The 26,377-nt window shown below is 69.5% G+C and carries 20 protein-coding genes, 3 rRNA genes and 1 pseudogene; 18 read left to right on the top strand and 6 right to left on the bottom strand.

The genetic code is table 11. From position 1 onward, the window contains the following. The first annotated feature begins 497 nt into the window (after positions 1–497). The 11 genes from K8Z49_RS07860 (at position 498) to K8Z49_RS07810 (ending at position 11,694) form a co-directional block, all read left to right on the top strand. The gene (locus K8Z49_RS07860) at positions 498–1,742 is read left to right on the top strand and encodes a sugar ABC transporter permease (protein WP_021597107.1); all 1,245 of its coding nucleotides are present in this window, start codon (positions 498–500) and stop codon (positions 1,740–1,742) included. A gap of 39 nt (positions 1,743–1,781) precedes the next feature. Next, positions 1,782–3,329 carry an FGGY family carbohydrate kinase gene (locus tag K8Z49_RS07855; protein WP_412517904.1) on the top strand — a complete coding sequence of 516 codons (1,548 nt, stop codon included), beginning with the start codon at positions 1,782–1,784 and terminating at the stop codon, positions 3,327–3,329. Beyond that, on the top strand, positions 3,326–4,807 hold the full coding sequence (locus K8Z49_RS07850; protein ID WP_412517903.1) for an FGGY-family carbohydrate kinase: 1,482 nt from the start codon (positions 3,326–3,328) through the stop codon (positions 4,805–4,807). The genes K8Z49_RS07855 and K8Z49_RS07850 overlap by 4 nt, the downstream gene beginning before the upstream one ends. Then, positions 4,804–5,412, top strand: coding sequence for a histidine phosphatase family protein (locus K8Z49_RS07845; protein ID WP_412517902.1), 609 nt, complete (start codon positions 4,804–4,806; stop codon positions 5,410–5,412). The genes K8Z49_RS07850 and K8Z49_RS07845 overlap by 4 nt, the downstream gene beginning before the upstream one ends. Then, complete coding sequence (locus K8Z49_RS07840; protein WP_024936403.1) at positions 5,413–6,471, top strand: 2-hydroxyacid dehydrogenase; 1,059 nt, start codon at positions 5,413–5,415, stop codon at positions 6,469–6,471. It abuts the gene before it with no gap. A 34-nt stretch (positions 6,472–6,505) separates the two neighbouring features. Further along, positions 6,506–7,312, top strand: a complete 807-nt coding sequence (locus K8Z49_RS07835) for a hypothetical protein (protein ID WP_412517901.1) — start codon at positions 6,506–6,508, stop codon at positions 7,310–7,312. A 235-nt stretch (positions 7,313–7,547) separates the two neighbouring features. Further along, entirely contained in the window at positions 7,548–8,255 is a 708-nt protein-coding gene (locus K8Z49_RS07830; RefSeq protein ID WP_021598280.1) for a hypothetical protein, read from the top strand. Positions 8,256–8,608: 353 nt separating this feature from the next. Beyond that, positions 8,609–9,436, top strand: a complete 828-nt coding sequence (locus tag K8Z49_RS07825) for an NAD-dependent epimerase/dehydratase family protein (protein WP_021598279.1) — start codon at positions 8,609–8,611, stop codon at positions 9,434–9,436. Between the two features lie 5 nt (positions 9,437–9,441). Continuing rightward, positions 9,442–9,933, top strand: a complete 492-nt coding sequence (locus K8Z49_RS07820) for a metallophosphoesterase family protein (RefSeq protein ID WP_024936404.1) — start codon at positions 9,442–9,444, stop codon at positions 9,931–9,933. A gap of 44 nt (positions 9,934–9,977) precedes the next feature. Beyond that, positions 9,978–10,811 carry a crotonase/enoyl-CoA hydratase family protein gene (locus K8Z49_RS07815; protein WP_021598277.1) on the top strand — a complete coding sequence of 278 codons (834 nt, stop codon included), beginning with the start codon at positions 9,978–9,980 and terminating at the stop codon, positions 10,809–10,811. Between the two features lie 328 nt (positions 10,812–11,139). Further along, positions 11,140–11,694, top strand: coding sequence for a hypothetical protein (locus K8Z49_RS07810; RefSeq protein WP_412517900.1), 555 nt, complete (start codon positions 11,140–11,142; stop codon positions 11,692–11,694). A gap of 37 nt (positions 11,695–11,731) precedes the next feature. Here the strand turns inward: K8Z49_RS07810 and K8Z49_RS07805 are convergent, their stop codons facing one another. Continuing rightward, a complete protein-coding gene (locus K8Z49_RS07805) occupies positions 11,732–11,983 on the bottom strand; it encodes a hypothetical protein (RefSeq protein ID WP_021598276.1) in 252 nt (83 codons plus the stop codon). 200 nt (positions 11,984–12,183) lie between these two features. Between K8Z49_RS07805 and K8Z49_RS07800 the strand changes: the two are divergent. Continuing rightward, a pseudogene (locus K8Z49_RS07800) lies at positions 12,184–12,561 on the top strand (transposase); the annotation flags it as partial. A gap of 1,021 nt (positions 12,562–13,582) precedes the next feature. Here K8Z49_RS07800 and K8Z49_RS07795 read toward each other — a convergent pair. Both K8Z49_RS07795 and K8Z49_RS07790 read right to left on the bottom strand, forming a co-directional pair. Next, positions 13,583–14,068, bottom strand: a complete 486-nt coding sequence (locus K8Z49_RS07795) for a DUF2752 domain-containing protein (RefSeq protein WP_256255866.1) — start codon at positions 14,066–14,068, stop codon at positions 13,583–13,585. 2 nt (positions 14,069–14,070) lie between these two features. Further along, entirely contained in the window at positions 14,071–14,358 is a 288-nt protein-coding gene (locus tag K8Z49_RS07790; RefSeq protein WP_021598272.1) for a CD225/dispanin family protein, read from the bottom strand. A 660-nt stretch (positions 14,359–15,018) separates the two neighbouring features. Here K8Z49_RS07790 and K8Z49_RS07785 point away from each other — a divergent pair. The 3 genes from K8Z49_RS07785 to rrf all read left to right on the top strand — a co-directional run bounded on the left by K8Z49_RS07785 (position 15,019) and on the right by rrf (position 20,384). Beyond that, positions 15,019–16,535 (top strand): 16S ribosomal RNA (locus K8Z49_RS07785). Positions 16,536–16,992: 457 nt separating this feature from the next. After that, positions 16,993–20,114: ribosomal RNA gene (locus K8Z49_RS07780) — 23S ribosomal RNA — on the top strand. Between the two features lie 153 nt (positions 20,115–20,267). Then, positions 20,268–20,384: ribosomal RNA gene (gene rrf, locus K8Z49_RS07775) — 5S ribosomal RNA — on the top strand. The 16S, 23S and 5S rRNA genes sit together here, the layout of an rRNA operon. Before the next feature lie 62 nt (positions 20,385–20,446). Here rrf and K8Z49_RS07770 read toward each other — a convergent pair. Next, positions 20,447–21,427: a hypothetical protein gene (locus K8Z49_RS07770; protein WP_412517899.1), complete on the bottom strand. Its 981-nt coding sequence runs from the start codon at positions 21,425–21,427 to the stop codon at positions 20,447–20,449. Here K8Z49_RS07770 and K8Z49_RS07765 point away from each other — a divergent pair. Together K8Z49_RS07765 and K8Z49_RS07760 are read left to right on the top strand one after the other, a co-directional pair. After that, positions 21,416–22,237 (top strand): hypothetical protein, encoded by an 822-nt coding sequence (locus K8Z49_RS07765; protein ID WP_235206400.1) that lies wholly within the window; start codon positions 21,416–21,418, stop codon positions 22,235–22,237. The genes K8Z49_RS07770 and K8Z49_RS07765 overlap by 12 nt on opposite strands. Before the next feature lie 106 nt (positions 22,238–22,343). Continuing rightward, the gene (locus tag K8Z49_RS07760; protein ID WP_412517898.1) at positions 22,344–23,510 is read left to right on the top strand and encodes an alkaline phosphatase PhoX; all 1,167 of its coding nucleotides are present in this window, start codon (positions 22,344–22,346) and stop codon (positions 23,508–23,510) included. A gap of 53 nt (positions 23,511–23,563) precedes the next feature. Here the strand turns inward: K8Z49_RS07760 and K8Z49_RS07755 are convergent, their stop codons facing one another. Next, a complete protein-coding gene (locus tag K8Z49_RS07755) occupies positions 23,564–24,502 on the bottom strand; it encodes an MBL fold metallo-hydrolase (RefSeq protein WP_075024216.1) in 939 nt (312 codons plus the stop codon). Between the two features lie 7 nt (positions 24,503–24,509). Then, positions 24,510–25,856: a DUF1015 family protein gene (locus K8Z49_RS07750; protein ID WP_412517897.1), complete on the bottom strand. Its 1,347-nt coding sequence runs from the start codon at positions 25,854–25,856 to the stop codon at positions 24,510–24,512. 72 nt (positions 25,857–25,928) lie between these two features. On the opposite strand from K8Z49_RS07750, the gene K8Z49_RS07745 reads away from it, so the two are divergent. Further along, positions 25,929–26,372 (top strand): tetratricopeptide repeat protein, encoded by a 444-nt coding sequence (locus tag K8Z49_RS07745; protein ID WP_021598871.1) that lies wholly within the window; start codon positions 25,929–25,931, stop codon positions 26,370–26,372. Positions 26,373–26,377 lie beyond the last annotated feature (5 nt).

Here is a 26,377-nt window from a genome sequence, read left to right as displayed (position 1 = left end):
GGGCGCGGCGCCTGGAGGGGGCGCGGCGCCTGGAGGGGGCGCGGCGCCTGGAGGAGGCATGCCGCTCGGAGAGGACGTGGCGCCCGGAGGAGATGCGGCGCCTGGAGGCGGCGCGGCGTCCGGAGAGGACGTGGCGCCCCGAGGAGACGCGGCGCCTGGAGGCGGCGCGGCGTCCGGAGAGGACACGGGGCCTGGAGGAGATGCGGCGCCTGGAGGGGGCATGCCGCTCGGAGATGACGTGGCGTCCCGAGGAGACGCGGCGCCCGAAGGCGGCGCGGCGCCTGGACAGGACGTGACGCCCGAAGAGGACGCGGCGCCTGAAGAAGGCGCGGCGTCGCGAGGAGGCGCGGTGGCCCGAGGCGGCGCGCAGGCCCGGGGAGGCGCGAAGCCTGGGGGAGGCGCGGGGGGTCAAGAGGCGGCGGGTGAGAGTGCGGGGATCGGTGACTTCGGGGTGGGGGAGCGGGCCGTGCGGGGCAGGGTGAGGAAGGGAGCCGGTGATGAGTGATCTCCTGGCGCCGCCGGAGATGAAGGGCGGGCCGCCGGACGCGTCCGGTGACCGGGGCGTGCGCGGTGCGCTGGCGGCGATGGCCGACCGGGTCCGCGGCGGCGACCTCGGCGTGGCGCCGGTCGTCGCCGGGCTGGTGGTGATCTGGACCGTGATGCAGATCCTCAACCCGGTCTTCCTGTCCAGCGCCAACCTCGTCAACCTGGCGCTGGAGTGCGTGCCGGTCGGCGTGATCGCGCTCGGCGTGGTGTTCATGCTGCTGGTCGGGCAGATCGACCTGTCCGTCGGGTCGATCAGCGGGCTCAGCGCCGCCGTGGTCGCGGTGCTGTTCGTCGACCACGGCTGGCCGTCCTGGCTGGCGGTCCTGGCCGCGGTGGCGCTGGCCGTCGCGCTCGGCTGGTTCTACGCGCAGGTGTTCAACCGGCTCGGCGTGCCCAGCTTCGTGATCACCCTGGCCGGGCTGCTCGGCTGGCTCGGCCTGCAACTGTGGATCCTCGGCCCCAAGGGGTCGATCAACCTGCCGTTCGACTCGCGGATGGTGACGTTCGCGCAGCTCGACTTCCTCCCGCCGTGGCTGGCCTACACGCTGGTCGTCGTGGCGGCGGCCGCGCTCTACCTGACCGGCCACAACCGGGCCGCGCGGCGGCGCGGGGCGGGACTGCCGGCGACGTCCGAGCGGACGCTGATCCTCCGCGCGGCGGTGCTGCTGGCCGGGCTCGGCGTGGCGGTCTGGTACCTGAACCGGGACCGCGGGGTCGGGTGGATGTTCGTCCTCTTCCTGGCGCTGGTGCTGGTGACGCACTACGCCCTCTCCAGGACGAAGTACGGCAAGTCGATGTACGCGGTCGGCGGGAACGTCGAGGCGGCCCGCCGCGCGGGCATCAACGTGAAGACGATCTACACCTCGGCGTTCGTCATGTGCACCGCGCTCGCCGCGATCGGCGGCATCCTCGCGGCGGCGCGGCTCGCGGCGGCCAACCAGAGCAGCGGCGGCGGGGACGTCAACCTGAACGCGATCGCGGCGGCGGTCATCGGCGGGACGAGCCTGTTCGGCGGGCGCGGCAACGCGTTCGCGGCGCTGCTCGGCATCCTGGTCATCCAGTCGATCTCCAGCGGGCTGACGCTGCTGAACCTCGACTCGTCCTACCGCTTCATGGTCACCGGCGCCGTCCTGCTGCTGGCCGTGGCGCTGGACTCGATGGCCCGCAGGTCGCGCGCCACGCACGGGCGCGCCTGACCGCACGATGGGATCACTACGCAACGGACGGGGGAGCCGATGACGGTCGTCTGCGTCGACGCCGGGACCACGATGATCAAGGCGGTGGGGTACGCCGGGGACGGGACCGAGCTCGCCGTCGCGCGGCGGCCCACCGCGGTGACCAGGCCCGCGCCGGGCCACGCCGAGCAGGACATGGCGGAGGTCTGGCGGGCCGTCGTGGACGCGGTCCGCGAGGTCCTCGCCCGGACCGGCACCGGCGCCGACCTGCTCGCGCTCACCGCGCAGGGCGACGGAAGCTGGCTGGTGGACGGCGACGGCGCCCCCACCGGCCCGGCGATCCTGTGGAACGACGGCCGCGCCGCCGCGGCCGTCGAGCGCTGGGCGGCGTCCGGGGTGCTGGAGGAGGCGTTCCGGGTCAACGGCTCGCTGCATTTCGCGGGCCTGCCGAACGCGATCCTGACCTGGCTGAGCGAGCACGACCCCGACCGGCTCGCCCGCTCGGCGGCGTCGCTGACCTGCGGCGGCTGGATCTTCTCCCGCCTCACCGGGGAGATCGCGGTGGACGGCTCGGACGCGTCCGCGCCGTTCATGGACATCGCCGCGCTCCGCTACAGCGACGACCTGCTGCGCCTGTACGGCATGGAATGGGCCCGGCGCCTGCTTCCCGGCCTGCGCGGCGACGACCGGCGCACCGCCCCGCTCACCCCGGACGCCGCGGCCGAGCTGGGCCTGCCGGCCGGCGTCCCCGTCGTCCTCGCCCCCTACGACATCGCGTCCACCGCGATCGGCGCCGGCGCCGTCGACACCGGCCAGGCCTGCACGATCCTCGGCACGACGCTGTGCACGGAGATGGTCGTGGACGGGCCCCGCCTCGCCGGCGAACCGTCCGGGCTCACGGTCGCGATGGGCCTGCCCGGCCGCTACCTGCGGGCCTTCCCGACGCTCGCCGGCGGGCAGGTCGTCGACTGGGCCTGCCGGATCCTCGGCCTCACTGCCCCCGCCGACCTCGCCGAGCTGGCGGTGCGGGTCCCGCCGGGCGCGGGCGGCCTGGTCTTCCTGCCGTACCTGTCGCCCGCCGGGGAGCGCGCACCGTTCCTCGACCCGCGGGCCCGCGGGGCCTTCCACGGCCTCACCGTGGACCACGAGCGGGAGCACCTGGCACGCGCCGTCCTGGAGGGACTGAGCCTGGTCGTCCGCGACTGCCTGACCGCGGCCGAGACCCGGCCCACCGAGCTGCGGGTGAGCGGCGGCGGCTCGGCGAGCCCGATCTGGCTGGGCATGCTGGCCGACGTCACGGGCGTCCCGGTCGTCCGGTCCGCCGACGCCGAGTCCGGTGCCCGCGGCGCCTTCATCGTCGGCATCCTCGCGACCGGCCGGGCCCGCGACGCGCGCGAGGCCGCCGACGCCCACATCCGCCCCGGCGACTCCTACACCCCGGACGCCGCCCGCGCCGCCCACTACGCGCAGGCGTACGAGGACTTCCTGGCCGTCCGCACCGCGACGGCCCGCGCCTGGCCCACTCTCGCCGCCGCCCGCGCCCGCACCGCCCCGGGGACACCCCGCCCGCCCGATGAGGACGCCCGGCCGGAGGATGCGGGCCTGTGAGCGCCGTGCCCGACGCGGAGGCCGTGTGGGTCGGGGTCGACCTGGGGACGCAGGGGGTGCGCGCGCTGGCCGTCACCGAGTCCGGGACCGTGGCCGGCTCCGGGAGCCGTCCGCTGACCGGGCACCGGGACGGCCCCCGGCACGAGCAGGACCCCGAGGACTGGTGGACCGCCATGGCCGCCGCGTGCCGGCAGGCCCTGCGGGACGTCCCGCCCGCGGCGGTCCAGGGCGTCGCCGTCGACGGCACGTCCGGGACGATCCTCCTCACCGACACCGGCGGACGGCCCCTCACCCCGGCGCTCATGTACGACGACACGCGCGCCGCCGGATACGTGCCGCGGGTCGACGACGCCGGCGGTGAGGTGTGGCGGAGGCTCGGCTACCAGCGCATGCAGCCCGCCTGGGCCCTGCCGAAGCTGCTCTGGCTCCTGGACGGCCGCCCGCGCGGCGGAGCCCGGCTCGCCCACCAGACCGACTTCGTCAACCGGCGGCTGACCGGCCATCCGGTGGCCGCGGACCTCAGCAGCGCGCTGAAAACGGGCGCCGACCTCATCGCCGAGGCGTGGCCGCGGGACGTGTTCGACGCCCTGGACGTCCCCGCCGACCTGCTCCCGCCGCTGGAACGCTCCGGGACGCCCCTCGGGACGGTGTGCGGCCCCGCCGCCGAGGCCACCGGCCTCCCGGAGGGCACCCCGGTCATCGCGGGAGCCACCGACGGGTGCGCCGCGCAGCTCGGCACGGGACGGCTCACCGCCGGCTCCTGGAACTCGGTCCTCGGGACGACGCTCGTCCTCAAGGGCGTCACCGACGACCTCGTCCACGATCCGTTCGGCGTCGTCTACTCCCACAAGGCACCGGACGGGCGGTGGCTGCCCGGCGGCGCCTCCAGCACCGGCGCCGGCGCGATCGCCCGCGAATTCCCCGGCCGCGACCTGGCCGACCTGGACCGGCGCGCCGCCGCCCACGAGCCCGCGGCGGCGCTGGCCTACCCGCTCGTCCCGGCGGGGGAGCGGTTCCCGTTCCTCGCCCCGGACGCCCGCGGGTTCCGGCTCGGCGGGACGGGCGACGAGGCCGACGACTTCGCCGCCGTCCTGCAGGGCGTCGGCTACCTGGAGCGGCTCTGCTTCGACCACCTCGACCTGCTCGGCGCCCCCACCGGCGGCGACCTGACGCTGACGGGCGGCGCGGCGCGCAGCGACTACTGGTGCCAGCTGCGCGCCGACATCCTCGGGCGCCCGGTCGTGCTGCCCCGGCAGGCCGAGCCCGCGCTCGGCGCCGCCGTCCTCGCCGCCGCGCCCGGCCGCGACGTCGCGGAGGCGGCCGGGCGGATGGTCGCCGTCCGGACCGTCATCGACCCGCGCCCGGACCGGGCCGGCGTGTTCGACGCCCCCTACCTGCGGCTGGTCGGCGAGCTGGAAGGGCGCGGCTGGCTGCCCGCCGAGACCGCCGGGCACGCACGCGAGAGGACATCCCGATGACGCGCCTCGTCCTCGTCCGGCACGGGGTGACCGAGTGGCACGCCGAGAACCGGTACGCCGGGACCAGCGACGTCGCGCTGACCCCGCGCGGCATGGAGCAGGCCGGTCAGCTCGCCGCATGGGCGGCCGACGCGCGGCCCGACGCGGTGTGGTGCTCGGACCTGACCCGCGCCCGGCGCACCGCCGCGCTGTCCGCCGAGGCGATCGGCGGGCGGCTCCACGTCGACGAACGGCTGCGCGAGCTGGATTTCGGCCAGGGCGAGGGCCTCACCCGCGCCGAGATGGAGCGCAAGTTCCCCGCCGCGCTGCGCGCGTTCCTGGCCGATCCCGTCGCCGGCCACCTGCCCGGCGGCGAGGACCCGGCGGCCGCCGCGCGCCGCTTCACCGGCTGCCTGGACGACATCGCCCGCCGGACGCCCGGCGGACGCGTCCTCGTCGTCGCGCATTCCACGGCGATCCGGCTGGCGCTCTGCCGGCTGCTGGGGGTGCCGCTCAAGGACTACCGGCGGCGGTTCCCGTCGCTGGGCAACTGCGCACTGACCGAGATCCGGCTCCGGGACGGCGACGCCGCCCTCCTGGAGTTCAACACCCCACTGGAGCGATGAATGAGTACCCGCGTGCTCGCGGCCGGTGACCTTTTCGTCCGCAACGAGCTGCTCATCGGGGCGCTGCGCGCCGAGGCGCCCGGGAACCTGGAGTTCTCGGAGGTCACGCTGCCGTGGCCGGTCGAGCCGTTCGGGCGCGTCGCCGAGGTGGACGAGGCGTCCGGGACCGAGGAGCAGCTCATCGAGGCGCTGCGCGGCGCCGAGGTCTGCGTCACCCAGATGGCGCCGCTGACCCGCCGCATCCTGGAGGCCTCGCCCGCCCTGCGGCTGTTCGGCATCAGCCGCGGCGGGCCCGTCAACGCCAACCTGGAGGCCGCCACCGAGCACGGCGTCGCCGTCTGCTTCGCGCCCGGACGCAACGCCGACGCCACCGCCGAGCACACCCTCGGCCTGATCCTCGCCGCGGTGCGCCGCATCCCGCAGACGCACGCCGACCTGCTCGCCGGGCAGTGGCGCGGCGACTACTACCGCTACGACGACGTCGGCGTCGAGATCCGCGGCAGCACGGCCGGCCTGGTCGGCTGCGGCGCCGTCGGCCGCCGCGTCGCGCGGATGCTCGCCGCGCTCGGCGCCCGCGTCCTCGTCCACGACCCGTACCTGGACGACCTCGGCGACCTGTCCGGCATCGCCGAGCAAGTGACCCTGGACGAGCTGCTGGCGCGGGCGCAGATCGTCTCGCTGCACGCCCGCGCCACCCCGCAGACCACCGGGATGATCGGCGCCGCGCAGATCGCGGCCATGCCGCAGGGCTCCATCATCGTCAACTGCGCCCGCGGATCGCTGCTGGACTACGAGGCGGTCTGCGACGCCGCCGAGTCCGGGCACCTGTTCGCCGCCGCCTTCGACGTCTTCCCCGAGGAGCCCATCCCGGCCGGGTCGCGGCTGCTGACCACCCCGAACATCATCGTGACGCCGCACCTGGCCGGGGCCAGCAAGCAGACCGCCGCCAACGCCGCCCGCATCATCGCCGAGGACGTCGGCCGCCACCTGCGCGGCGAGCCCCTCCTGCACTGCGCCAACCCCGAGGTGCGGCAGGCCGCCCGGTCGGCCCGCCCCTAGAGCCCCGCGAAACCCCCACCACGAGGAGGCACGAATGCGCACACCCGGACTCGGCGAGGTCGCTCTCACCCGCCGCGGAGTCCTCGGCTACGCGGGCGCCGCCACGCTCGCCGGAGCCGCCCTGCTGGCCGGCGCCCGCCCCGCCGCGGCCGCCGGACCGTCCTACACCTTCGACCTGCTCTTCAACGTCCCCCACACCGACAACATGCAGGGCCTCGCCTACGCCCGCGGCAGCTTCTACGTCGGTTTCGACGTCGGCGGCGGCAACGGCGTCATCCGCGAGTACGACCGCGACGGCAACACGATCAAGGAGAGCGCGCCGCTCGCCGTCGGGCACGCCGCCGAGATCAGCATCCGCGACCGGGACGGCCTCCTCTACGTCGCCACCGGCGGCGGCACGAACCCGACGAAGGTCAACGTCGTGGACTGGCGCGGCGAGCCGGAGATCGTCCGCACCATCGACTTCTCCTCCCTCGGCAACTCCGGCCTCGCCGCGGTCGACGACCGGCGGGACGGCCTGCTCGTGCACGCCGGGCCGGGCGACCGGGGCCCGTTCGTGTTCGCGTTCACCGACCTCAAGGGCAACGTCCGCTCGACCTTCGACCTCGGCTACCAGGGCGTCCCGCAGGGGCTGGAGATGGCCGGGGACAAGGTCCTCTACTACACCAACAACACCATCACGGTGCTGGACCGGGCCGGCACGATCCTGGACGCGATCACGATCCCGCTGACCGGGGAGAGCGAAGGCCTGGCCGTCGCGCCCGCCGGGCGAGGCACCCGCGTCTTCTTCGGCTACAACAAGCCCAACCGCGTGTACGCCATGAAGCCGGTGTTCCGCTAACCAGACCAGGCGCGCGGCCGGGTTCCGTCCATACCTCCCACCCCGGCCGCGCGCCTTCCCGATATCTACGCACGGGACGCCCAATTTCGGCGGGCGATATCACGTTGTGCTTAGTGGTCGGACCCGGTGTTTTAGCGGATCGCGATAAATTGGGGTAATACTGCTGATCGGGTCTTGATTTCCGTGGCCATTCGGGTAGAAAAAACCAAATCCCTCTCCCCGAGGAGGCACCCCCGTGAAGGCTCCCATCAAGCTGGCCGCGCCATTGGCCGCCGCGTCCGCCGCGCTCGCGCTGGCCGTCCCCGCCGCGTCCGCCGCCACCACCACGATCCGTGAGGAGAACGCCACCGGAGCGCCCTACACCGGCAACTGGCAGGTCTCCACCGTCGGCACGCTCGACTTCTCCATCGACTTCCTGGGCTCGAAGGTGACCGGCTCGTGCGAGAGCGCGAAACTGCAGGGAACCGTCGTGCCCACGGGCGCCGGCGAACTGACCGCCGCGTCGATCGGCGCCTGCCAGACGTCCAACGGCTTCAGTTCCCCGCCGACCGATCTCGACCTCGGCGACCTGCCCGACAACAGCGGCCAGGTCGCCTACGACCCCGTCTCCGGAGGACGCGACGGAACCCTGTCCATCAACGGCGACCTGCGGTTCAAGATCGAGGGAAAGGTCCTCGGACTCACCGTCACCTGCTATTACGGATTCCGCACGGGTGACACCGAAGGGCTCGTCTTCGACGTCTACAACCGCGACAACCCGAACCGCCCGCTGCCCGACCGGGACGACGCCCAGGGCCGTTCTGACAACATCACGCTCGTGCGGCAGTCGGGAAGCAGCGGGCTGTGCCCGTCCAACGGCACCGGCAGCGGCGCCGCCATCGCCCGCGGGGAGAGCACGCCCGGTTCCGGGGTCTTCGACCGCAAGCTCTACCTGACCTCGTAGCGCACGCGGAGCGGCGGCCGGTCCCCGAGGCCGGTGCAAGGGAGTGGTCATCCACCTCGGGGCCCGGCCGCCCTCACTGTGCCCTCGCGGTGCTGGGTCGCCGTGTCGGAACGACCGGGGGCGTACGGCCGGAATCCTTTTGGACGAACGCGAGGAACTCCGAGACTAACTCTGCTGGTCAGCACCGCGTAATGACACCGCGCTTACAGTTGTTTCCCACTCGTGTCCGGATTCCGGCGTGGCAAAATCACCCGGCCCCGGCGCGGCGACGTCACACCGCGGGCACCTGGCCCGTCCTGTTCCCGAAACCGTCGTTTCCCGGCGGCACGGCCGGGACGGACCAGGGAGCCGGCATGCGTGTTCTCGTCGTGGGCTCGACCGGCGTCATCGGACGCAGGCTCGTCCCCCTGCTGGAGGCCGTCGGGCACGAGGTGTCCTGCCTCGCGCGCCCGCCCGCGAGTGCCGTCGCCGTGGCGAAGGCAGCGCCGGACGCCGTAGTCAACCTCCTGACCGCCCCCCAGCGGTTCCACACCGAGGGCACCCGCACCCTCTACGAGACGACGCAGCGGGCAGGCGCAACCCGCGTCCTCGCCCAGAGCCTCGCCTACGCCTACCAACCAGGTACCGGCCTGGCCGACGAGGACGCGCCGCTCTGGACCGACCGCACGCCCAAGCGGTTCGCGCCCGTCCTGCACGCCCTCATCGAACTCGAACGCCTCACCGCCGAGGCCGGCGGACTCGTCCTGCGGTACGGCCATCTCTACGGACCCGGATCCCCCTACGCGCCGGACGGGTCCTTCGCCGCCCGCGTCCGCGCCCGCAAGGTCCCCCTGCTGGGCGGCGGGCACTCCACCCTCTCGTTCACCCACGCCGACGACGCCGCCACCGCGGTCGTCGCCGCGCTCGACAAGGACGTCACCGGCGTCCTCAACGTCGTGGACGACACACCGGTCACCATGGGCGAGTTCCTCCCGGAGTACGCCGCACTGCTGGACGCCCCCGCCCCCAAGCACGTCCCCGCTATCCTCGCCCGCCTCACCAAAGGCTCCTGGAGCGCGGCGTTCATGAACGGGCTGCGCGGCGCCGACAACAGCCGTGCCCGCCGCCGCCTCGACTGGCGACCCCGGCACCCGTCGTGGCGGGCCGGCATCCAGAGACCATCGCTGCGTGCGGGACAATGAGACGTGTGAGAGCGGTGGCCATTTCCGACACCCACGCACCGCGGCGCTGGAAGTCGTGCCCGCCGAGGGTGGCCGAGCATCTGCGGGACGCGGACGTGATCCTGCACGCCGGAGACGTGTGCACCGCGTCCGTCCTCGACGAGCTGGCCGAGTACGCGCCCGTCCACGCCGTCCTCGGCAACAACGACGGCCCGGACGTCGCCGCGTGGGGCGCCCCCGAACGCCTCGAACTCGACCTGGACGGCCTCGCCGTCGCGATGGTCCACGACAGCGGCCAGGCCCGCGGCCGCACGGCCCGGATGCGGCGCTGGTTCCCGGACGCCGACCTGGTCGTCTTCGGCCACTCCCACATCCCGCTGGACGAGACCGGCGACGGCGTCCGCATCTTCAACCCGGGGTCGCCCACCGACCGGCGCCGCCAGCCGCACGGCACCCTCGGCCTCCTCGACGTCCACGACGGCCGGCTCACCGGGGCCCGGATCGTTCCCGTAACCTGATCCCGCCCTCGACTGGCGGGGCGCCAACACGGAAGGAGTCCCGCATGACAGACCGCGTCACCGTGAACGTCCATGAAGGAGTCGCCGACGTGCGGCTCAACCGGCCCGACAAGCTCAACGCCCTCGACATGGCCACGTTCGACGCGCTCGCCCAGACCGGCGACGCCCTCGCCGCCGACCCGTCCGTGCGGGCCGTCGTCCTCTCAGGGGAGGGACGCGCCTTCAGCGCCGGCCTGGACTTCGCCAACTTCGCCGCCATGGCCGGCGACGGCGCCCCCGACAGCGGCAGCGAGCGGTTCAGGCGGCTGGCGCAGGACATCACGGCACGCGAACCGGGCCGCATCACCAACCTCGGCCAGCAGGCCGCCCACGTCTGGCGGGAGCTGCCGCAGCCCGTCATCGCCGCCGTGCACGGCCACGCCCTCGGCGGCGGCCTGCAGATCGCGCTCGGCGCCGACATCCGCATCGTCGCCCCGGACGCGAAGCTGTCGATCCTGGAGATCCGCTGGGGCCTGGTGCCCGACATGACCGGCACCGCCGCGCTGATCCGCCTCGTCGGCGAGGACGTCGCGAAGGAGCTCACCTTCACCGGCCGGATGGTCTCCGGCGAGGAGGCCGCCCGGATCGGCCTGGCCACCCGCACCGCCGACGACCCGCACACCGCGGCGACCGAGCTGGCCCGCGAGATCGCCGGAAACAGCCCCGACGCCGTCCGCGGCGCCAAACGCCTCCTCAACCGCGCCGGCGACGTCGACCTGGCCGGCCAGTACCTAGAAGAATCCCGCACGCTAGGCGCCCTGCGCGGCACCCCCAACCAGGTAGAGGCCGTCCACGCCTACTTCGAAAAGCGCCCACCCACCTTCACCAACCCCACCTGAACCACCGCCCGCCCCACTCGTTGACAAGCGGCCGCATCACCGGGTCAGCGCCAGCGACCAAGCGACGGCCTGACCCTCGCGCAAGGCGGACCGCTGCGTCAACGGCCACCGTGCTGCGGGGGAAGCAGATCCGGTGCCTGCTCGGACGCGCCCCCCCCGCACAGGGGTGATCGAGGACTCTTCTGCCATGGCCGGACCGTACGCATGGGCAAGCGCCGAGGACACTGGGGACGCCGGTCGTCTCCGATCACCATCCTCTTGGCGAAGGGATTCTGGAATGTAACACTGAAGGTCGGGGTGATAATCGAACACGGTGGAGCCGGGGCCGATGGCGCAGAGTGACGACATGTACCGGACTTCTCTGCACTATCGGTCACACCTGCCGGTGGGAATCCGTTGGATCCCCGGGGTTCTGGTGGCGTTGGCCTTCTCTCCGCTGTATGGGTGGGCCGTGCAAGCAGGGCGTCTGTCCTACGTGGCCCTCCCGGCGGTCACCGTTGCGACGGTCCTTGTCACGAACTTCTTCCTCGCGCAGAAAGTGGTGTTGACGGGCGATGGTGGGCTGACCATCACCACCCTGGGGCGGCGCATCGTTGTCGATGTGCGGCGCATCAACGAGATCAACGTCCCCGCGCACGCCCGCGGGGGATTCGGCTTCGCACGGGTCCGCTGGAACGGCGGAGGGCTCCGGATGTGGCAAGCGACCTACCTTCTCGATCCACATCGCAGGTACCGTAACCCCGCTTTTGGAAGCGTCAGCGAAGACTTTCGGGACTTGGTCTATCGCCTATACCTGATCAATCCAGCAATGACAATTCAAGGCGTCCAACCACCGGCCTGGGCTCTCTCACCGCCGCCGCGCAGACCATCCACACTTCGCTGACCACGAGCAGCACAGTTGCCATCTCGCTGACCTTCGGCTAGCCGGCCGCACTATCCGCCCGAGCCGCCACCTGACGGTGAAACTCGTTGAGTGTCGCGGTGATGACCTCCGCCGCAGCCAACCATCCGGTGACGTCATCGTCGTTCTTGTGATCGTTCAATGGCACTGTGTCGAGCTCCAGCATGCCGTTGTCGTAGGCAGTGAGCTTCAACGTAAGCGTCAGACCCTTGTTCCGAGGAGTGGGCTTGACGTCCATGGTCTCGCGGATCCGCTTCAGGCTGGCTGGCACCAGAGCCTCCCAATGGCTGCGAACTAATGAATGTCAACATAGAGCCATTTGCTTACAAGCGAGAGCGGAACCGTCCAGGGCTGTCTCCCCAGCCCCCTCGACCAGCACCGCGATATCCCGCACGCCCTCACCCGTCCAAGGCCAGCCACCCTCGTTGTTAGACGCCACTGGAGTTGTGGGAGTGTTCTAGCAGGTGGTGCCGCCCGCTCCGAGCCGCAGGGCGCCGGTACGGGGATCGTGAGGTGCTGGGGCGATCACCTTTGTGGCCACCACCGCCTGCACCTGGCAGCAGATGCCGCCGGTGTTCGGGCCGTCGAGTCCCACCGCGCACCGACGTTTCACCGAGTGGGGCGCCGCGCGGGCGTGGGCCAAGGGTCACCAGCCGGTGTCAGGACGAGCTGGGCGCCCGCACGTCGCCCGCCGAGCCCTCCGACCGGCTGGGACGGCACCGCTGGGTCGTGGAACGCACGGTGTGCTGGCTGAGCGGCTGCCGCCGCCTACACCGCCGCTACGAACACCAGCCCGAGCCCTTCATGGCCTTCGTCGCCGTCGCGCTGATCTGCCACCACCGACTCACCGAACAAGATGACGTTCTACTGGGTTCGTCGCTGGCTGTGTCGCTAGGCGCCGCGAGAGGCCAAGCGCGGTGGGTGGCCGTCTCGTCTTCGGAGGCCGCGGGCGGTTTCCGCTTACTGAGTCTGGTTCGTCGTCTGCTGGGTCGTTGGGTGTCGGTGGTGGTCCGGCTAGGTGGTGTGGCCGTCCCGCCTCGGTGCGTTGTACGTCGCGCGGACTTTTCCGCTTGCCTCCGGAGGCTGCCGATGGCGGCCGAACGCAATGGCGTGGCTGTCTGTGTACGGTCTGTGTCGCGTTGGCCGTCCGGCTCACCCAGAGAGGTTGCCGATGGTTGTCGTTTGGTGTCCCGCGGGGGCCGCGGGCTGCAGGGCTGATCCTCTCGATTGGGACCGCGTCGGCGAGGTGGCGGGCGTGGCGGGTGCTGCCGCAGATGGGATGGGCCGAGCTGCGCTGGGCGGCTGCGCGCTCACCGCCGTCGGTCCGCCGTCGTGGCGGACGCCCAGGCCGGTTCGGCGGCTGCGTGGGCCGTGGGCGGCGGTCGATCGTGAGCTAGCGCTGCCGACGTCCGCGACGGTGTCGGCTTGCTTGGGGAACGTCCACCGAAGGGCATCGCCCACACCTGGCAGACGTCCAGATCGCGAGCGGCGAGCGCAACACCCAGTCGCGAGGTTCGGCGAGCGGGACGCCGATATTCGAGCCGAGGGCGAGCCATGGAGATCTACGGCCGGTGTGTCGGACGACGATCGCTGTCACTCGTGGCCGTCGACGGTGAGGTATCCGGCGACCTTCACTCGGTCGTGCTTGTCAGGGGCAGGTCGCTCTGCGGGACGACCGGGGTCTGACTCCCTGCGTTCCAAACCAGCGTCGCGATCGAGAGGCTGCCGTCCGACAGTTCGATGTGCCGTCGACGGTCGACATGCGTCCGCCTGCCCATGTCGGGCGAGCTTTGGCGGGATGCGGTCCGTGGCCTCGGTCAGCATGCATTGCTGGCCTGCGAGGGTGACCTTGGGGATTTCGCTCCACGAGTCATGCGGCCAGGAACGCGCCGAACGGGAGGTTTCTGACCACCCAGAAGACGACGATCGCTCCGAACAGGAGCCAGATCAGGGCCGGGTGACCCGCCTTCGTGCGCGCCGGCCGATCGAGGGTGCGGGCTCGCGCCCACCTCAGCCAGAAGAACGCGAGGAGCGGCAGCATCACCACGGTCAGGACGTTCAAGGCGAATGCCTCTTGGACCCGGCCGTGCGCCAGCGCGTGGACAGTGCGCATCGAACCGCACCCAGGGCACTGGAACCCGGTCAGTGAGAGGAACGGGCAGGTCGGGTAGTGCCCTTCCTCGTTCGGATCGACGACGGCGACAAGGGAGACGGCCGCGACGGTGAGAAACAGCACACCGCCAGGCTGAAGCAGCCGGACGGCGGCCGCGACCGGTGTCCGGTCACGGCTGCCGCCCGACTGCTCAGGGATCGGCCCGCCCGGCGTGCGCAGGGCGGGCCGCTGCTCGGCGGTCATGGTCAGGTGCTGCTGGAACTCGCCATCGCGATGAAGAAGTAGATGACGCCGACGATCACGCCCAGCACCGCGGACACGATCGCCCACGTCTTCGCGTTGTTCGACGCCTTGTACGCGCCCGCTTGATCGCCCGACATCCACTTCGAGTTGACCTGGGCGGCGAAGACGATGGACACGATCCCGGCGGGCAGGCAGCAGAGGATCGTGGTCGCGATCGCCCACGGGAGGTGGTTCGGGGGCGGTCCGGCACTGTGGGCGGGGCCGGGCGGGGGCGCGGGCGGGTAGGCCATGTTCGGTCCTCCGGTACTTGGGCTGGGTTGACTCAAGTAGATAGATGGCGATCAGGTACGCCGGGTTCCCACTCAAACACGAAGATCCTGCCAGGTCACGCCGAATCGGCGTCGAGTTGACGACGGCGCGTCGATCACGTAAGTTAACCCCTCGTCCCCACACGGATGCAGGACGCCCACATGGCGGCCGGCCGAACAACGGGGAAACCACCACTCGATCAGCCGACGCGGTCTTGCCGTGTCTGCTGTGTTGTGTTGGGTCAGAAAAGGCTCGTTTTGACAATCGGGCCGGATCTGATGAAATAGCTCCACCGCCCGGAAGGCGCCGCGCAAGTGGCAACGGAAAGGCGTATCGGAGAAGCCGGGAAATTGACAGCCCGGAAGAATCCGATAAAGTAAGACGAGTCGCCCCGGAGCGGGAAACGCGAAAGCGAATCCAGCGCGGTGGGTGTCCGTTTCTTGAGAACTCAACAGCGTGTTAAAAGCCAGTGCCTTTATCGGTTCGGCCTGTTGTGGCTGGACCGCCCCGTGACCGTCCCCGTGTGGGGGTGGTCTGGGATTTCTTTGAGGCAATGCACAGACCCTTGGGGTTTTGTGTTTGCTGGGATTTTCTTCGAGGTTTGGCCGGCTGGGGTTCGCGCCTTGGTTGGTCGTTAGGCCTTAATGGAGAGTTTGATCCTGGCTCAGGACGAACGCTGGCGGCGTGCTTAACACATGCAAGTCGAGCGGAAAGGCCCCTTCGGGGGTACTCGAGCGGCGAACGGGTGAGTAACACGTGAGCAACCTGCCCCTGACTCTGGGATAAGCCCGGGAAACTGGGTCTAATACCGGATGTAACCACTGGTCGCATGGTCTGGTGGTGGAAAGTTTTTCGGTTGGGGATGGGCTCGCGGCCTATCAGCTTGTTGGTGGGGTGATGGCCTACCAAGGCGACGACGGGTAACCGGCCTGAGAGGGCGACCGGTCACACTGGGACTGAGACACGGCCCAGACTCCTACGGGAGGCAGCAGTGGGGAATATTGCGCAATGGGCGGAAGCCTGACGCAGCGACGCCGCGTGAGGGATGACGGCCTTCGGGTTGTAAACCTCTTTCAGCAGGGACGAAGCTAACGTGACGGTACCTGCAGAAGAAGCGCCGGCTAACTACGTGCCAGCAGCCGCGGTAATACGTAGGGCGCAAGCGTTGTCCGGAATTATTGGGCGTAAAGAGCTCGTAGGCGGTTTGTCGCGTCTGTCGTGAAAGCCCACGGCTTAACCGTGGGTCTGCGGTGGATACGGGCAGACTAGAGGCAGGTAGGGGAGAATGGAATTCCCGGTGTAGCGGTGAAATGCGCAGATATCGGGAGGAACACCGGTGGCGAAGGCGGTTCTCTGGGCCTGTACTGACGCTGAGGAGCGAAAGCGTGGGGAGCGAACAGGATTAGATACCCTGGTAGTCCACGCCGTAAACGTTGGGCGCTAGGTGTGGGGTTCTTCCACGGATTCCGCGCCGTAGCTAACGCATTAAGCGCCCCGCCTGGGGAGTACGGCCGCAAGGCTAAAACTCAAAGGAATTGACGGGGGCCCGCACAAGCGGCGGAGCATGTTGCTTAATTCGACGCAACGCGAAGAACCTTACCAAGGCTTGACATTGCCGGAAAACCTGCAGAGATGTGGGGTCCTTTTTGGGCCGGTGACAGGTGGTGCATGGCTGTCGTCAGCTCGTGTCGTGAGATGTTGGGTTAAGTCCCGCAACGAGCGCAACCCTCGTTCCATGTTGCCAGCACTTCGGGTGGGGACTCATGGGAGACCGCCGGGGTCAACTCGGAGGAAGGTGGGGATGACGTCAAGTCATCATGCCCCTTATGTCTTGGGCTGCAAACATGCTACAATGGCCGGTACAGAGGGCTGCGATACCGTGAGGTGGAGCGAATCCCTTAAAGCCGGTCTCAGTTCGGATCGAAGTCTGCAACTCGACTTCGTGAAGTCGGAGTCGCTAGTAATCGCAGATCAGCAACGCTGCGGTGAATACGTTCCCGGGCCTTGTACACACCGCCCGTCACGTCACGAAAGTCGGCAACACCCGAAGCCCGTGGCCCAACCCTTGTGGGGGGAGCGGTCGAAGGTGGGGCCGGCGATTGGGACGAAGTCGTAACAAGGTAGCCGTACCGGAAGGTGCGGCTGGATCACCTCCTTTCTAAGGAGCACACAACTGGCCAGGGCTGCTTCCCCTGTGGAAGGCCCGGGTCGGTGGCCACTGTTGACAGCGGATGTCTGTCAGGTGGCTGCTCATAGATGTGGAGCACTGGCTACTCAGCCTGCTGGCCGTGCGGCTCGGCAAGTACCGCCCGACGAACCTGTCACAGGGGGCGTGGGGAGTGGGAACGGTGAGCTCCGGGCGGCTGGTGGGTTGGACACGCTGTTGGGTCCTGAGGGAACGGGCGCAGGCCCGGGTGACCTCTGGATCGCGGGACCAGGACCACATTCCTTTATCGGGGGTGTGGTTTTGGTGGGCCCGGTTGTTTTTTGAGAACTGCACAGTGGACGCGAGCATCTCTGGCGAATGATGATGTCTCGGAACGGTTGGCCTTTTTGGGGGTTGGTCGTTGTGGGGTGTTGTTGTTTGTCTGCGATTTGTTTTGATCGTTTTGTGTGTTCAAGTTTTTAAGGGCATACGGTGGATGCCTTGGCATCAGGAGCCGATGAAGGACGTGGGAGCCTGCGATATGCCTCGGGGAGTCGGCAACCAGACTTTGATCCGGGGATTTCCGAATGGGGAAACCTGGCACTCGTCATGGGGTGTCGCCGCCTGCTGAATGTATAGGCAGGTTGGTGGGGACGCGGGGAAGTGAAACATCTCAGTACCCGCAGGAAGAGAAAACAATAGTGATTCCGTGAGTAGTGGTGAGCGAAAGCGGAGGAGCCTAAACCGTGCGCGTGTGATAGCCGGCAGGCGTTGCGTGTGCGGGGTTGTGGGACCATCCGGTCAGTGCTGCCGCGCTGGCGAGGAGTTATAAACTGCTCGGATAGTTGAACGGCTTGGGATGGCCGACCGTAGACGGTGAGAGTCCGGTAGACGAAATTCGAGTGGCTTCTGGGTGTGTTCCCGAGTAGCACGGGGCCCGTGAAATCCCGTGTGAATCTGCCACGACCACGTGGTAAGGCTGAATACTTCCTGGTGACCGATAGCGGACTAGTACCGTGAGGGAAAGGTGAAAAGTGCCCCGGTGAGGGGTCGTGAAATAGTACCTGAAACCGTGTGCCTACAAGCCGTCAGAGCGTCCTCGAGGGGGAACTTGTTTTTCCTTTGTTCGTGATGGCGTGCCTTTTGAAGAATGAGCCTGCGAGTTATGGTGTGTGGCGAGGTTAACCGGTGGCGGGTAGCCGTAGCGAAAGCGAGTCTGAATAGGGCGTTTTTAGTCGCATGCTGTAGACCCGAAGCGGGGTGATCTAGCCATGGGCAGGGTGAAGCGCCGGTAAGACGGTGTGGAGGCCCGAACCCACCAGGGTTGAAAACCTGGGGGATGACCTGTGGTTAGGGGTGAAAGGCCAATCAAACTCCGTGATAGCTGGTTCTCCCCGAAATGCATTTAGGTGCAGCGTTGCGTGTTTCTTGCCGGAGGTAGAGCTACTGGATGGCTGATGGGCCCTACAAGGTTACTGACGTCAGCCAAACTCCGAATGCCGGTAAGTGAGAGCGTGGCAGTGAGACTGCGGGGGATAAGCTTCGTAGTCGAGAGGGAAACAGCCCAGATCATCGGCTAAGGCCCCTAAGCGTGTGCTAAGTGGGAAAGGATGTGGAGTTGCCGTGACAACCAGGAGGTTGGCTTAGAAGCAGCCATCCTTGAAAGAGTGCGTAATAGCTCACTGGTCAAGTGATTCCGCGCCGACAATGTAGCGGGGCTCAAGCACACCGCCGAAGCCGTGGCATTGCATCCCTTTCGGGGGGTGTGATGGGTAGGGGAGCGTCCTGTAGCCGGCGAAGCAGTGAAGTGATTCAACTGTGGAGGCTGCGGGAGTGAGAATGCAGGCATGAGTAGCGAATCACACGTGAGAAACGTGTGCGCCGGATGACCAAGGGTTCCTGGGGCAGGCTAATCCGCCCAGGGTAAGTCGGGACCTAAGGCGAGGCCGACAGGCGTAGTCGATGGACAACGGGTTGATATTCCCGTACCCGCTGGTATGCGCCAACGCTGAACCCTCTGATGCTAAGACCCTGAATCCTGGGTTGAGCCTTCGGGCTTGTCCTGGGCCTAGCGGTCGACCCGAGGGGGTAGTAGGTGAGTGATGGGGTGACGCAGGAGGGTAGCTCAGCCCAGGCGATGGTTGTCCTGGGGTAAGCATGTAGCCCGGTGTGCAGGTAAATCCGTACACCGCTGAAGGGTGAGATGTGATGCCGAGCCGTTTTAGGTGAAGTGAGTGATCCCATGCTGTCGAGAAAAGCCTCTAGCGAGTGTACTGGCGGCCCGTACCCTAAACCGACTCAGGTGGTCAGGTAGAGAATACCAAGGCGATCGGGTGAACTGTGGTTAAGGAACTCGGCAAATTGCCCCCGTAACTTTGGGAGAAGGGGGACCACGTCTGGTGAACCGTCTTGCACGGGGAGCTGGGTGGGGTCGCAGAGGCCAGGGGGAAGCGACTGTTTACTAAAAACACAGGTCCGTGCGAAGTCGTAAGACGCTGTATACGGACTGACGCCTGCCCGGTGCCGGAACGTTAAGAGGACCGGTTAGAGGAACTTTGTTTCTCGAAGCTGAGAATCTAAGCGCCGGTAAACGGCGGTGGTAACTATAACCATCCTAAGGTAGCGAAATTCCTTGTCGGGTAAGTTCCGACCTGCACGAATGGCGTAACGACTTCCCCGCTGTCTCAACCACAGGCCCGGTGAAATTGCAGTACGAGTAAAGATGCTCGTTTCGCGCAGCAGGACGGAAAGACCCCGGGACCTTCACTACAGCTTGGCATTGGCGCCTGAAGCGTCTTGTGTAGGATAGGTGGGAGACTGTGAAGCCGGCACGCCAGTGTCGGTGGAGTCGTTGGTGAAATACCACTCTGGTCGTTTTGAGCGTCTAACCCGCACCCGTGGATCCGGGTGGGGGACAGTGCCTGGTGGGTAGTTTAACTGGGGCGGTTGCCTCCTAAAGTGTAACGGAGGCGCCCAAAGGTTCCCTCAGCCTGGTTGGCAATCAGGTGGCGAGTGCAAGGGCACAAGGGAGCTTGACTGTGAGACGGACGTGTCGAGCAGGTGCGAAAGCAGGGCCTAGTGATCCGGCACCTACGTGTGGAAGTGGTGTCGCTCAACGGCTAAAAGGTACCCCGGGGATAACAGGCTGATCTTCCCCAAGAGTCCATATCGACGGGATGGTTTGGCACCTCGATGTCGGCTCGTCGCATCCTGGGGCTGGAGTAGGTCCCAAGGGTTGGGCTGTTCGCCCATTAAAGCGGCACGCGAGCTGGGTTTAGAACGTCGCGAGACAGTTCGGTCCCTATCCGCTGTGCGCGTAGGAGAATTGAGAGGGTCTGTCCCTAGTACGAGAGGACCGGGACGGACGAACCTCTGGTGTGCCAGTTGTCCCGCCAGGGGCACGGCTGGTTGGCTACGTTCGGTCGGGATAACCGCTGAAAGCATCTAAGCGGGAAGCCTTCCTCGAGATGAGTTCTCCCACCCCTTTGTGGGTGTAAGGCCCCCGGTAGACGATCGGGTTGATAGGCCGGAGATGGAAGCGCGGTGACGTGTGGAGTCGACCGGTACTAATAGGCCGAGTGGCTTGAACACACATGACGTTCAAACCGAATCGCTGTTGTGAGTTGTTCGCGTCCCTGTGTGGTTCCTGGAAAACAACCGGGAACCCGCATTAATCAAGTGAATACCGAGCCTGGCTCGGACGTTGAGACTTGCACACCACCGCTGGGGTGGTGCGTTGAGGCGTTCGGTGGTTTTGGCGAGGGGGAAACACCCGGTCCCATTCCGAACCCGGAAGTTAAGCCTCTCAGCGCCGATGGTACTGCATGGGAGACTGTGTGGGAGAGTAGGACACCGCCGGACTCATATTGGTCGAGGGTCGCCCCGATTTCCCGGGGCGGCCCTCGACGCATGTGGTGGTCTTCTCAAAGTAGGGTGAAGAGTCCACCGAACTTCCATCGAGAACAGTGACGGACGTGATGAGCGCGGAAGAGGACGGCCGCGGCGACGACAGCCGCGAGCGGCGGGGCGACAACGGGCGGCGGAACGCGCCGGCGCGGCGCGGGGGATACCCCCGCGGCGGTCAGGGAGCGTCGCCTTCCGGACCCCGCAAGGGCGGCGGCCCCCGTGGCGGTGCTCCTCGCGGTGGTGCTCCTCGCGCCGGTGGCCCGCAGGGCGGGCGCGGTCGTCCCGGTGGTGGCAAGGAGTGGGACGCGCGCGGCAAGCGTGATGACCGCGGTCAGCGCGGCGAGCGTCGTTTCGATGGTCCCCGTGCCGGTCAGGGAAGGCCGGGAGAGCGACGGCCTTCCGGAGGCCAGGGCGGCGAGCGTCGAGAGGGGCGCCCGGCCGGACCCCGTGGTCCGCGTGCGGGTCAAGGCGGTGGGCCGCGTCGCGACGGGCGTCCGGGTGGTCCCCAGGCCCGCGGCGGCCAGGGTGAGCGGCGCTTTGAGGGACGTCCGCAGGACCGCCCCGCCAGGGGACGCCGTGATGAGCGTGACGAAAGACGTCCGGGCGCGCGTCCGTTCGAGGGGAAGCGCGAAGGCCGCCCCGGCGCGCGTCCGTTCGAAGGGAAGCGCGATGGCCGCTCCGGCGGGCGGCGGTTCGAGGGCAAGCGCGAAGGACGTCCGGGAGAGCGCGAGAAGCCGTTCAAGGGCCGTGGCGGACCGAAGCGTCCGCAGGACCGGCGTCGGCAGGACGGGCGCGCGCAGGGCGCGGGCAACCGCTCCTACGGGCCTCCTCGCGAGCGAGACGGCCGGAAGGCCCGGTTCGAGGAACGTGAGCGCCCGGCGCCGAAGCACGATGATCCGCTGCTGCCGGACGAGGTCACCGGTGACGAGCTGGACGCGGACGCACGCGTCGAGTTGCGCACCCTGCCGAAGGAACTGGCCGCCAAGGTGGCCCGCCACCTCGTGATGGCCGGGCGGCTCGCCGAGGAGGAGCCGGAGCTGTCCTACCGGCACGCCAAGGCCGCAAGGCGGCTGGCGTCCCGTGTCGGCATCGTCCGGGAGGCCGCCGGGATCGCCGCCTACCACGCCGGGGAGTGGGCGGAGGCACTCGCCGAGCTGCGGGCCGCGCGCCGACTGGGTGCCGGCGACGACGCCTACCTGCCGTTGATGGCCGACTGCGAGCGCGGCCTCGACCGTCCCGAGCGGGCCCTCGACCTCGTCAAGTCACCAGAGGCCGAGAAACTCGACCCGATGGGACGCGTCGAGCTGCGCATCGTGGAGTCGGGCGTGCGCCGCGACCTCGGGCAGTACGACGCGGCCGTCGTCACGCTGCAGATCCCCGAGCTGCGCGACCGCCGGCTCAGGCCGTGGTCGATGCGGCTGTTCTACGCCTACGCGGACGCGCTCGTCGAGGCGGGACGCGAGGGGGAGGCGGCCGACTGGTTCGCGCGGGCCGCGGCGGCCGACCGGGACGGCGACACCGACGCCGCCGAACGCTACGCCGAGATCGAGGGCCTCCACATCCTCGACACCGAGGAAGACGGCGAAGCGCAGACCGGCGAAGCGCAGACCGGCGAAGCGCAGACCGGCGCAGAGCAGGCCGGCGGCGACCACGGGGCGGAGCCCGGCGAGGTCTCGGCGACCGACATCGCGTTCAAGCCAGCCGAACCCGAGGTGCAGGACGCCCTAGACGAGGACGCGCCCGAGGCCGCGGCGGTCTTCCTGGAGCCGAAGCCCGCCGGTGAGGAGCAGCCTCCTCCCGCGGAGTGACGCCCGGTACTTGACTGGCGGGTAGCTTTCCCGGATATTCCACGGGACCGCGCCATTCGGGGGGCCGCCGGAACAGCCCGGCGATGATCGACCCCCGAGGAGTGCCATGCCCCTGAACCGCCGCTCGTTCCTGCGCGTCACCGCCGTCGCCGGAGGCACGACCGCCCTCTCAGGCGCCCTGTGGGGGCGGGCGTTCGCGTCCGGCCCGGCACAGCCCGGACCCAGCCCGTACGGTCCGCTGCGGGCCGCCGACGGCAACGGGCTGCAACTGCCGGACGGGTTCACCAGCAGGATCGTGGCGCGTTCCCTGCAACGCGTCGAGGGGACGAGGCACACGTGGCATCCGGCGCCCGACGGCGGCGCGTGCTTCCCCGCCGGGGATGGCTGGATCTACGTGAGCAACTCGGAGGTCCCGATCGTCGGCGGTGTGTCCGCGGTGCGGTTCGACGCGTCGGGGAAGGTCACGTCCGCCTACCGGATCCTGAACGGCACCTCGCTGAACTGCGCGGGCGGGGCGACGCCGTGGAACACGTGGCTGTCCTGCGAGGAGCATGACATCGGGCTCGTCCACGAGACGGACCCGACAGGGCAGATGGAGGCCACGGCCCGCCCGGCGATGGGCCGGTTCAAGCACGAGGCTGCGGCGTCCGACCCCGATCGGAAGGTCATCTACCTGACCGAGGACCAGTCGGACGGCTGCTTCTACCGGTTCCGGCCGAACACGTGGGGTGATCTGTCGTCGGGCACGCTCGAAGTGCTGGTCGGCTCAGGGACAGGTCCCGTCCAGTGGGCGAAGGTGCCCAATCCCGAGTTCTGGCTCACGCCTACCCGTGAGCAGGTGGAGGGCGCCATGCATTTCGACGGTGGTGAAGGCTGCTACTACACGCACGGCGTCTGCTACTTCACCACCAAGGGGGACAACCGCGTCTGGGCGTATGACGCGGCAGCCCAGCGCCTCGACATCGCGTACGACGACGACCTCGTCACCACCGGCGAGGCCCCGCTGCACGGCGTCGACAATCTGACCGCGACGGCGTCCGGCGACCTCTACGTCGCCGAGGACGGCGACAACATGGAGATCAACATCGTGACGACGGACGGGGTGGTGGCGCCGGTCCTGCGCATCATCGGCCACGACGAGTCGGAGATCACCGGGCCGGCGTTCAGCCCGGACGGATCGCGCCTCTACTTCTCGTCCCAGCGCGGTAAGAGCGGGTTCATCGGCGGCACGGACGGCTACACCTTCGAGGTCACCGGCCCGTTTCGCCGCTGAGGCCCTCCCGGCCCGTTCCTCCGCTAGGCGGGCTTGCCCGGCCCGCTCCGCCGTTAGGCGGGCCTGCTGAGGGCGTGCAGGATGCCGGCGACGTTGCTCTCGGCGCTGTTCAGCACCTCGTACCTGGCGGCCAGCTCGGGGTCGATGTCGTCGCCCAGGATGGCGTAGCGGTCCTTGGTGCGCTCGACGACCATCGCGACGGCGTGGTCGAGGTCGAGGCCCTCGTCCTTGGCGTCGCGGACGGCGTCCACCCAGACCCGGAGCTCCTCCGCGGACCGCTCCAGCGTGTCGTCGACCTCCGCCACGGGCCCGTAGTGGGCGAACAGCAGCCGCTGCGGGCCCAGCGACCGGAACATCCCGAGCGACTTCAGCGCCGTGTCGAGGTCGAAGTCCGGCGGCGGCGTCGAGGGCTTCACGTCCGCCGTCTCGGGGATGTAGACGCCGGCCGCGTCGCCGACGTACAGGTCGCCGGTCTGCGAGTCCATCAGCCCGACATGGTGCTTGGCGTGCCCGGGGGAGTAGTGCGACTCCAGCCGGCGCCCGCCGCCGAGGTCGATCACGCCGGTGTCCTCGACGGCCCGGATCCGCGCCGCCTCCGTCGGCTTCAGCTCCCCGAACAGCGTGTCGAGGGCGTCGCCGTACACCATCCGGGCGCTGCGCAGGAGCCGGGACGGGTCCGCCAGGTGCCGCGCGCCCTTCTCGTGGACGACGACCTCGGCGCGCGGGTAGAGCCGGGCGATGTCGCCGACGCCGCCCGCGTGGTCCAGGTGGATGTGGGTCACGACCACGCTCGCGAGATCGTCCGGCCCGACGCCCAGCTCCCGCAGCGCCCACTGCATGGTGGGGGCGGAGGTGGACGTGCCGGGCTCCACCAGGCATGGCCGGTCGGACAGAATCAGGTATCCGGCGGTGATGCCGCTGTATCCGGCCATCCGGGTGTCGATCTCGTAGACGTCCCCGCCGAGCGGCGTGACCGTGGTCGTGGTGTCCATCCCCCGATCATGGCCTCTCGTCCAGGGCTGGGTCGAGAAGGCGCAGGACGAGGCCTGTGCGGGGCTTCGGGCCGAACGAGGTGGATTTGCGCGGTACGCGCTCGCCCTGTCCGGCGATGGCCAGCACGTCCTCCGTCTTGAGCGGGTTGAGGATCACCGCCGTGCCGCCCACGCGCCTGGCCCGGACGATCGCGGCGGACGGGTCGTCGTGCACCACCTCGATGGCGTTCTCGTTCTCCGGGACGTTCCACACGTTCCCGATGAGCAGATGGTCGAGGACCGCCGTGTCGAGCCGCCGCCAGCGCGGTGAGTGCTCGGACGGCATCGACCGGTTCAGCGCGTCCGGGTCGGGGTCGGTCAGCAGGTGGAGCGGGCCGCCGCCGAGCAGGAAGGCGGGGCCGTCCGCCGCCGCGAGCGCGTCGAGCGCCGCGCCCTCGTCCCCGAAGCCGGTCACGCGGAACACCTTGCGGGCCCTGCTCAGCGCCTCGTCCGGACGCAGGCCCGGCAGGACGCGGTGGATCGCGCCCAGGTGCGGCGGGTACCGCGTGGAGTCGACGAGCAGGGCGAGGCCCGCGTCCCAGGGGCCGGGGCCGTCGCCCGCGGCGTGATGGCGGGCCTGGAGGGCGCGGTAGGTGGCGTAGCGGTGGTGCCCGTCCGCGATGAGCGCCTGCCTGCCGCGCAGATCGGCGGCCACCCGGGCGTGCAGCGCGGGGTCGGTGACGCGCCACAGCCGGTGCGTCAGCCCGTCGTCGGCGCCGAACTCCAGCAGCGGCGGCTCGGCCGCGGCGCCGTCGACGATGCGGGCCGCGTCCCCGCCGCCCTCGTACACCAGGAAGATCGGCTCCAGGTTCGCGTTCGCCGCCGCCATCAGCGCCAGCCGATCGCGGACCGGGCCGGGGAAGACGTTCTCGTGCGGCAGGACGACGCGCTCGGCCTCCGCGCGCAGGCCCAGCCCGCCGATCAGGCCGCGCTGCAGGACCGTCCCGCCGCGGGCCGCCTCGTAGACGTACAGGGCCGGGACGGGGTCGACGGTGAGCGCGCCCTCGGCCAGCCAGCGGCGCAGGCGGTCGCCCGCCGCGTCGTAGCCCTCCCCGGCCGCGCGCGGCAGGTTGAGCCGGACGATGTTGTGGCCGCCGCCCGCCAGCAGCCGCATCGCCGCCGCCTCGTCGATGAGGTCGTAGGGCGGCATGGTCACCGACGCCAGATCGCCCGCGACCTCGGGGACGAAGCGGACGCCGCGGAACGGGGCCAGCTCCAGGCCCCCACCCGTCCGCGGCCCCGCCGTCCCGAAGATCCTGGCGCTGAACTCCTCCGGCCCGAGCCCGGAGGGGAGGTCGTCGTCCACGGGGGGCATCGTATGCACCCCGTGGCGTCCGGCGGCGTGCCGGGTACGTTCATAGTGGTCGGTGTCCGAGGGGAGGTCCACGTGAGTGATCAAGGGACCGGACGGCCCGAGGATTCCCCGGGCGACGATCCCGGCGAGCATGCGGCCTCGCCGGGAGGCGGGGTCTACGAGTGGTACACCCGGGGCCTGGAGCTGCTGAGGTCGGGCAGCGCCGCGGCGGCGCTGCAGCTGCTGGCGCGGGCCGCCGAGGCCGAGCCGCGGTCGCACAGCATCCGGGAGGCGCTCGCCCGCGCGCAGTTCGGCGCGCGGCAGTTCGGCGCGGCGGCGGAGAGTTTCCGCGGGATCGTGGAGGAGGAGCCCGCGGAGGACTACGCGCGGTTCGGGCTCGGGCTGGCGCTCAGCCGCATGGGCGACTTCCAGGGCGCCGTCGAGCATCTGGCGCTGGCGGCGGCCATGCGGCCGGAGAACCAGGACTACGCGAAGGCGCTGCGGCACGCCAGGGCCACGCTCGCGTCACGGCGCTGACCCGG

Origin of the sequence: Actinomadura madurae (genome assembly GCF_047130825.1) — a bacterium.
Taxonomy (GTDB): Bacteria; Actinomycetota; Actinomycetes; order Streptosporangiales; family Streptosporangiaceae; genus Spirillospora; species Spirillospora madurae.
Note: the sequence above shows the minus strand (reverse complement) of the source record. Positions and strands in the feature narration are given on the sequence as shown.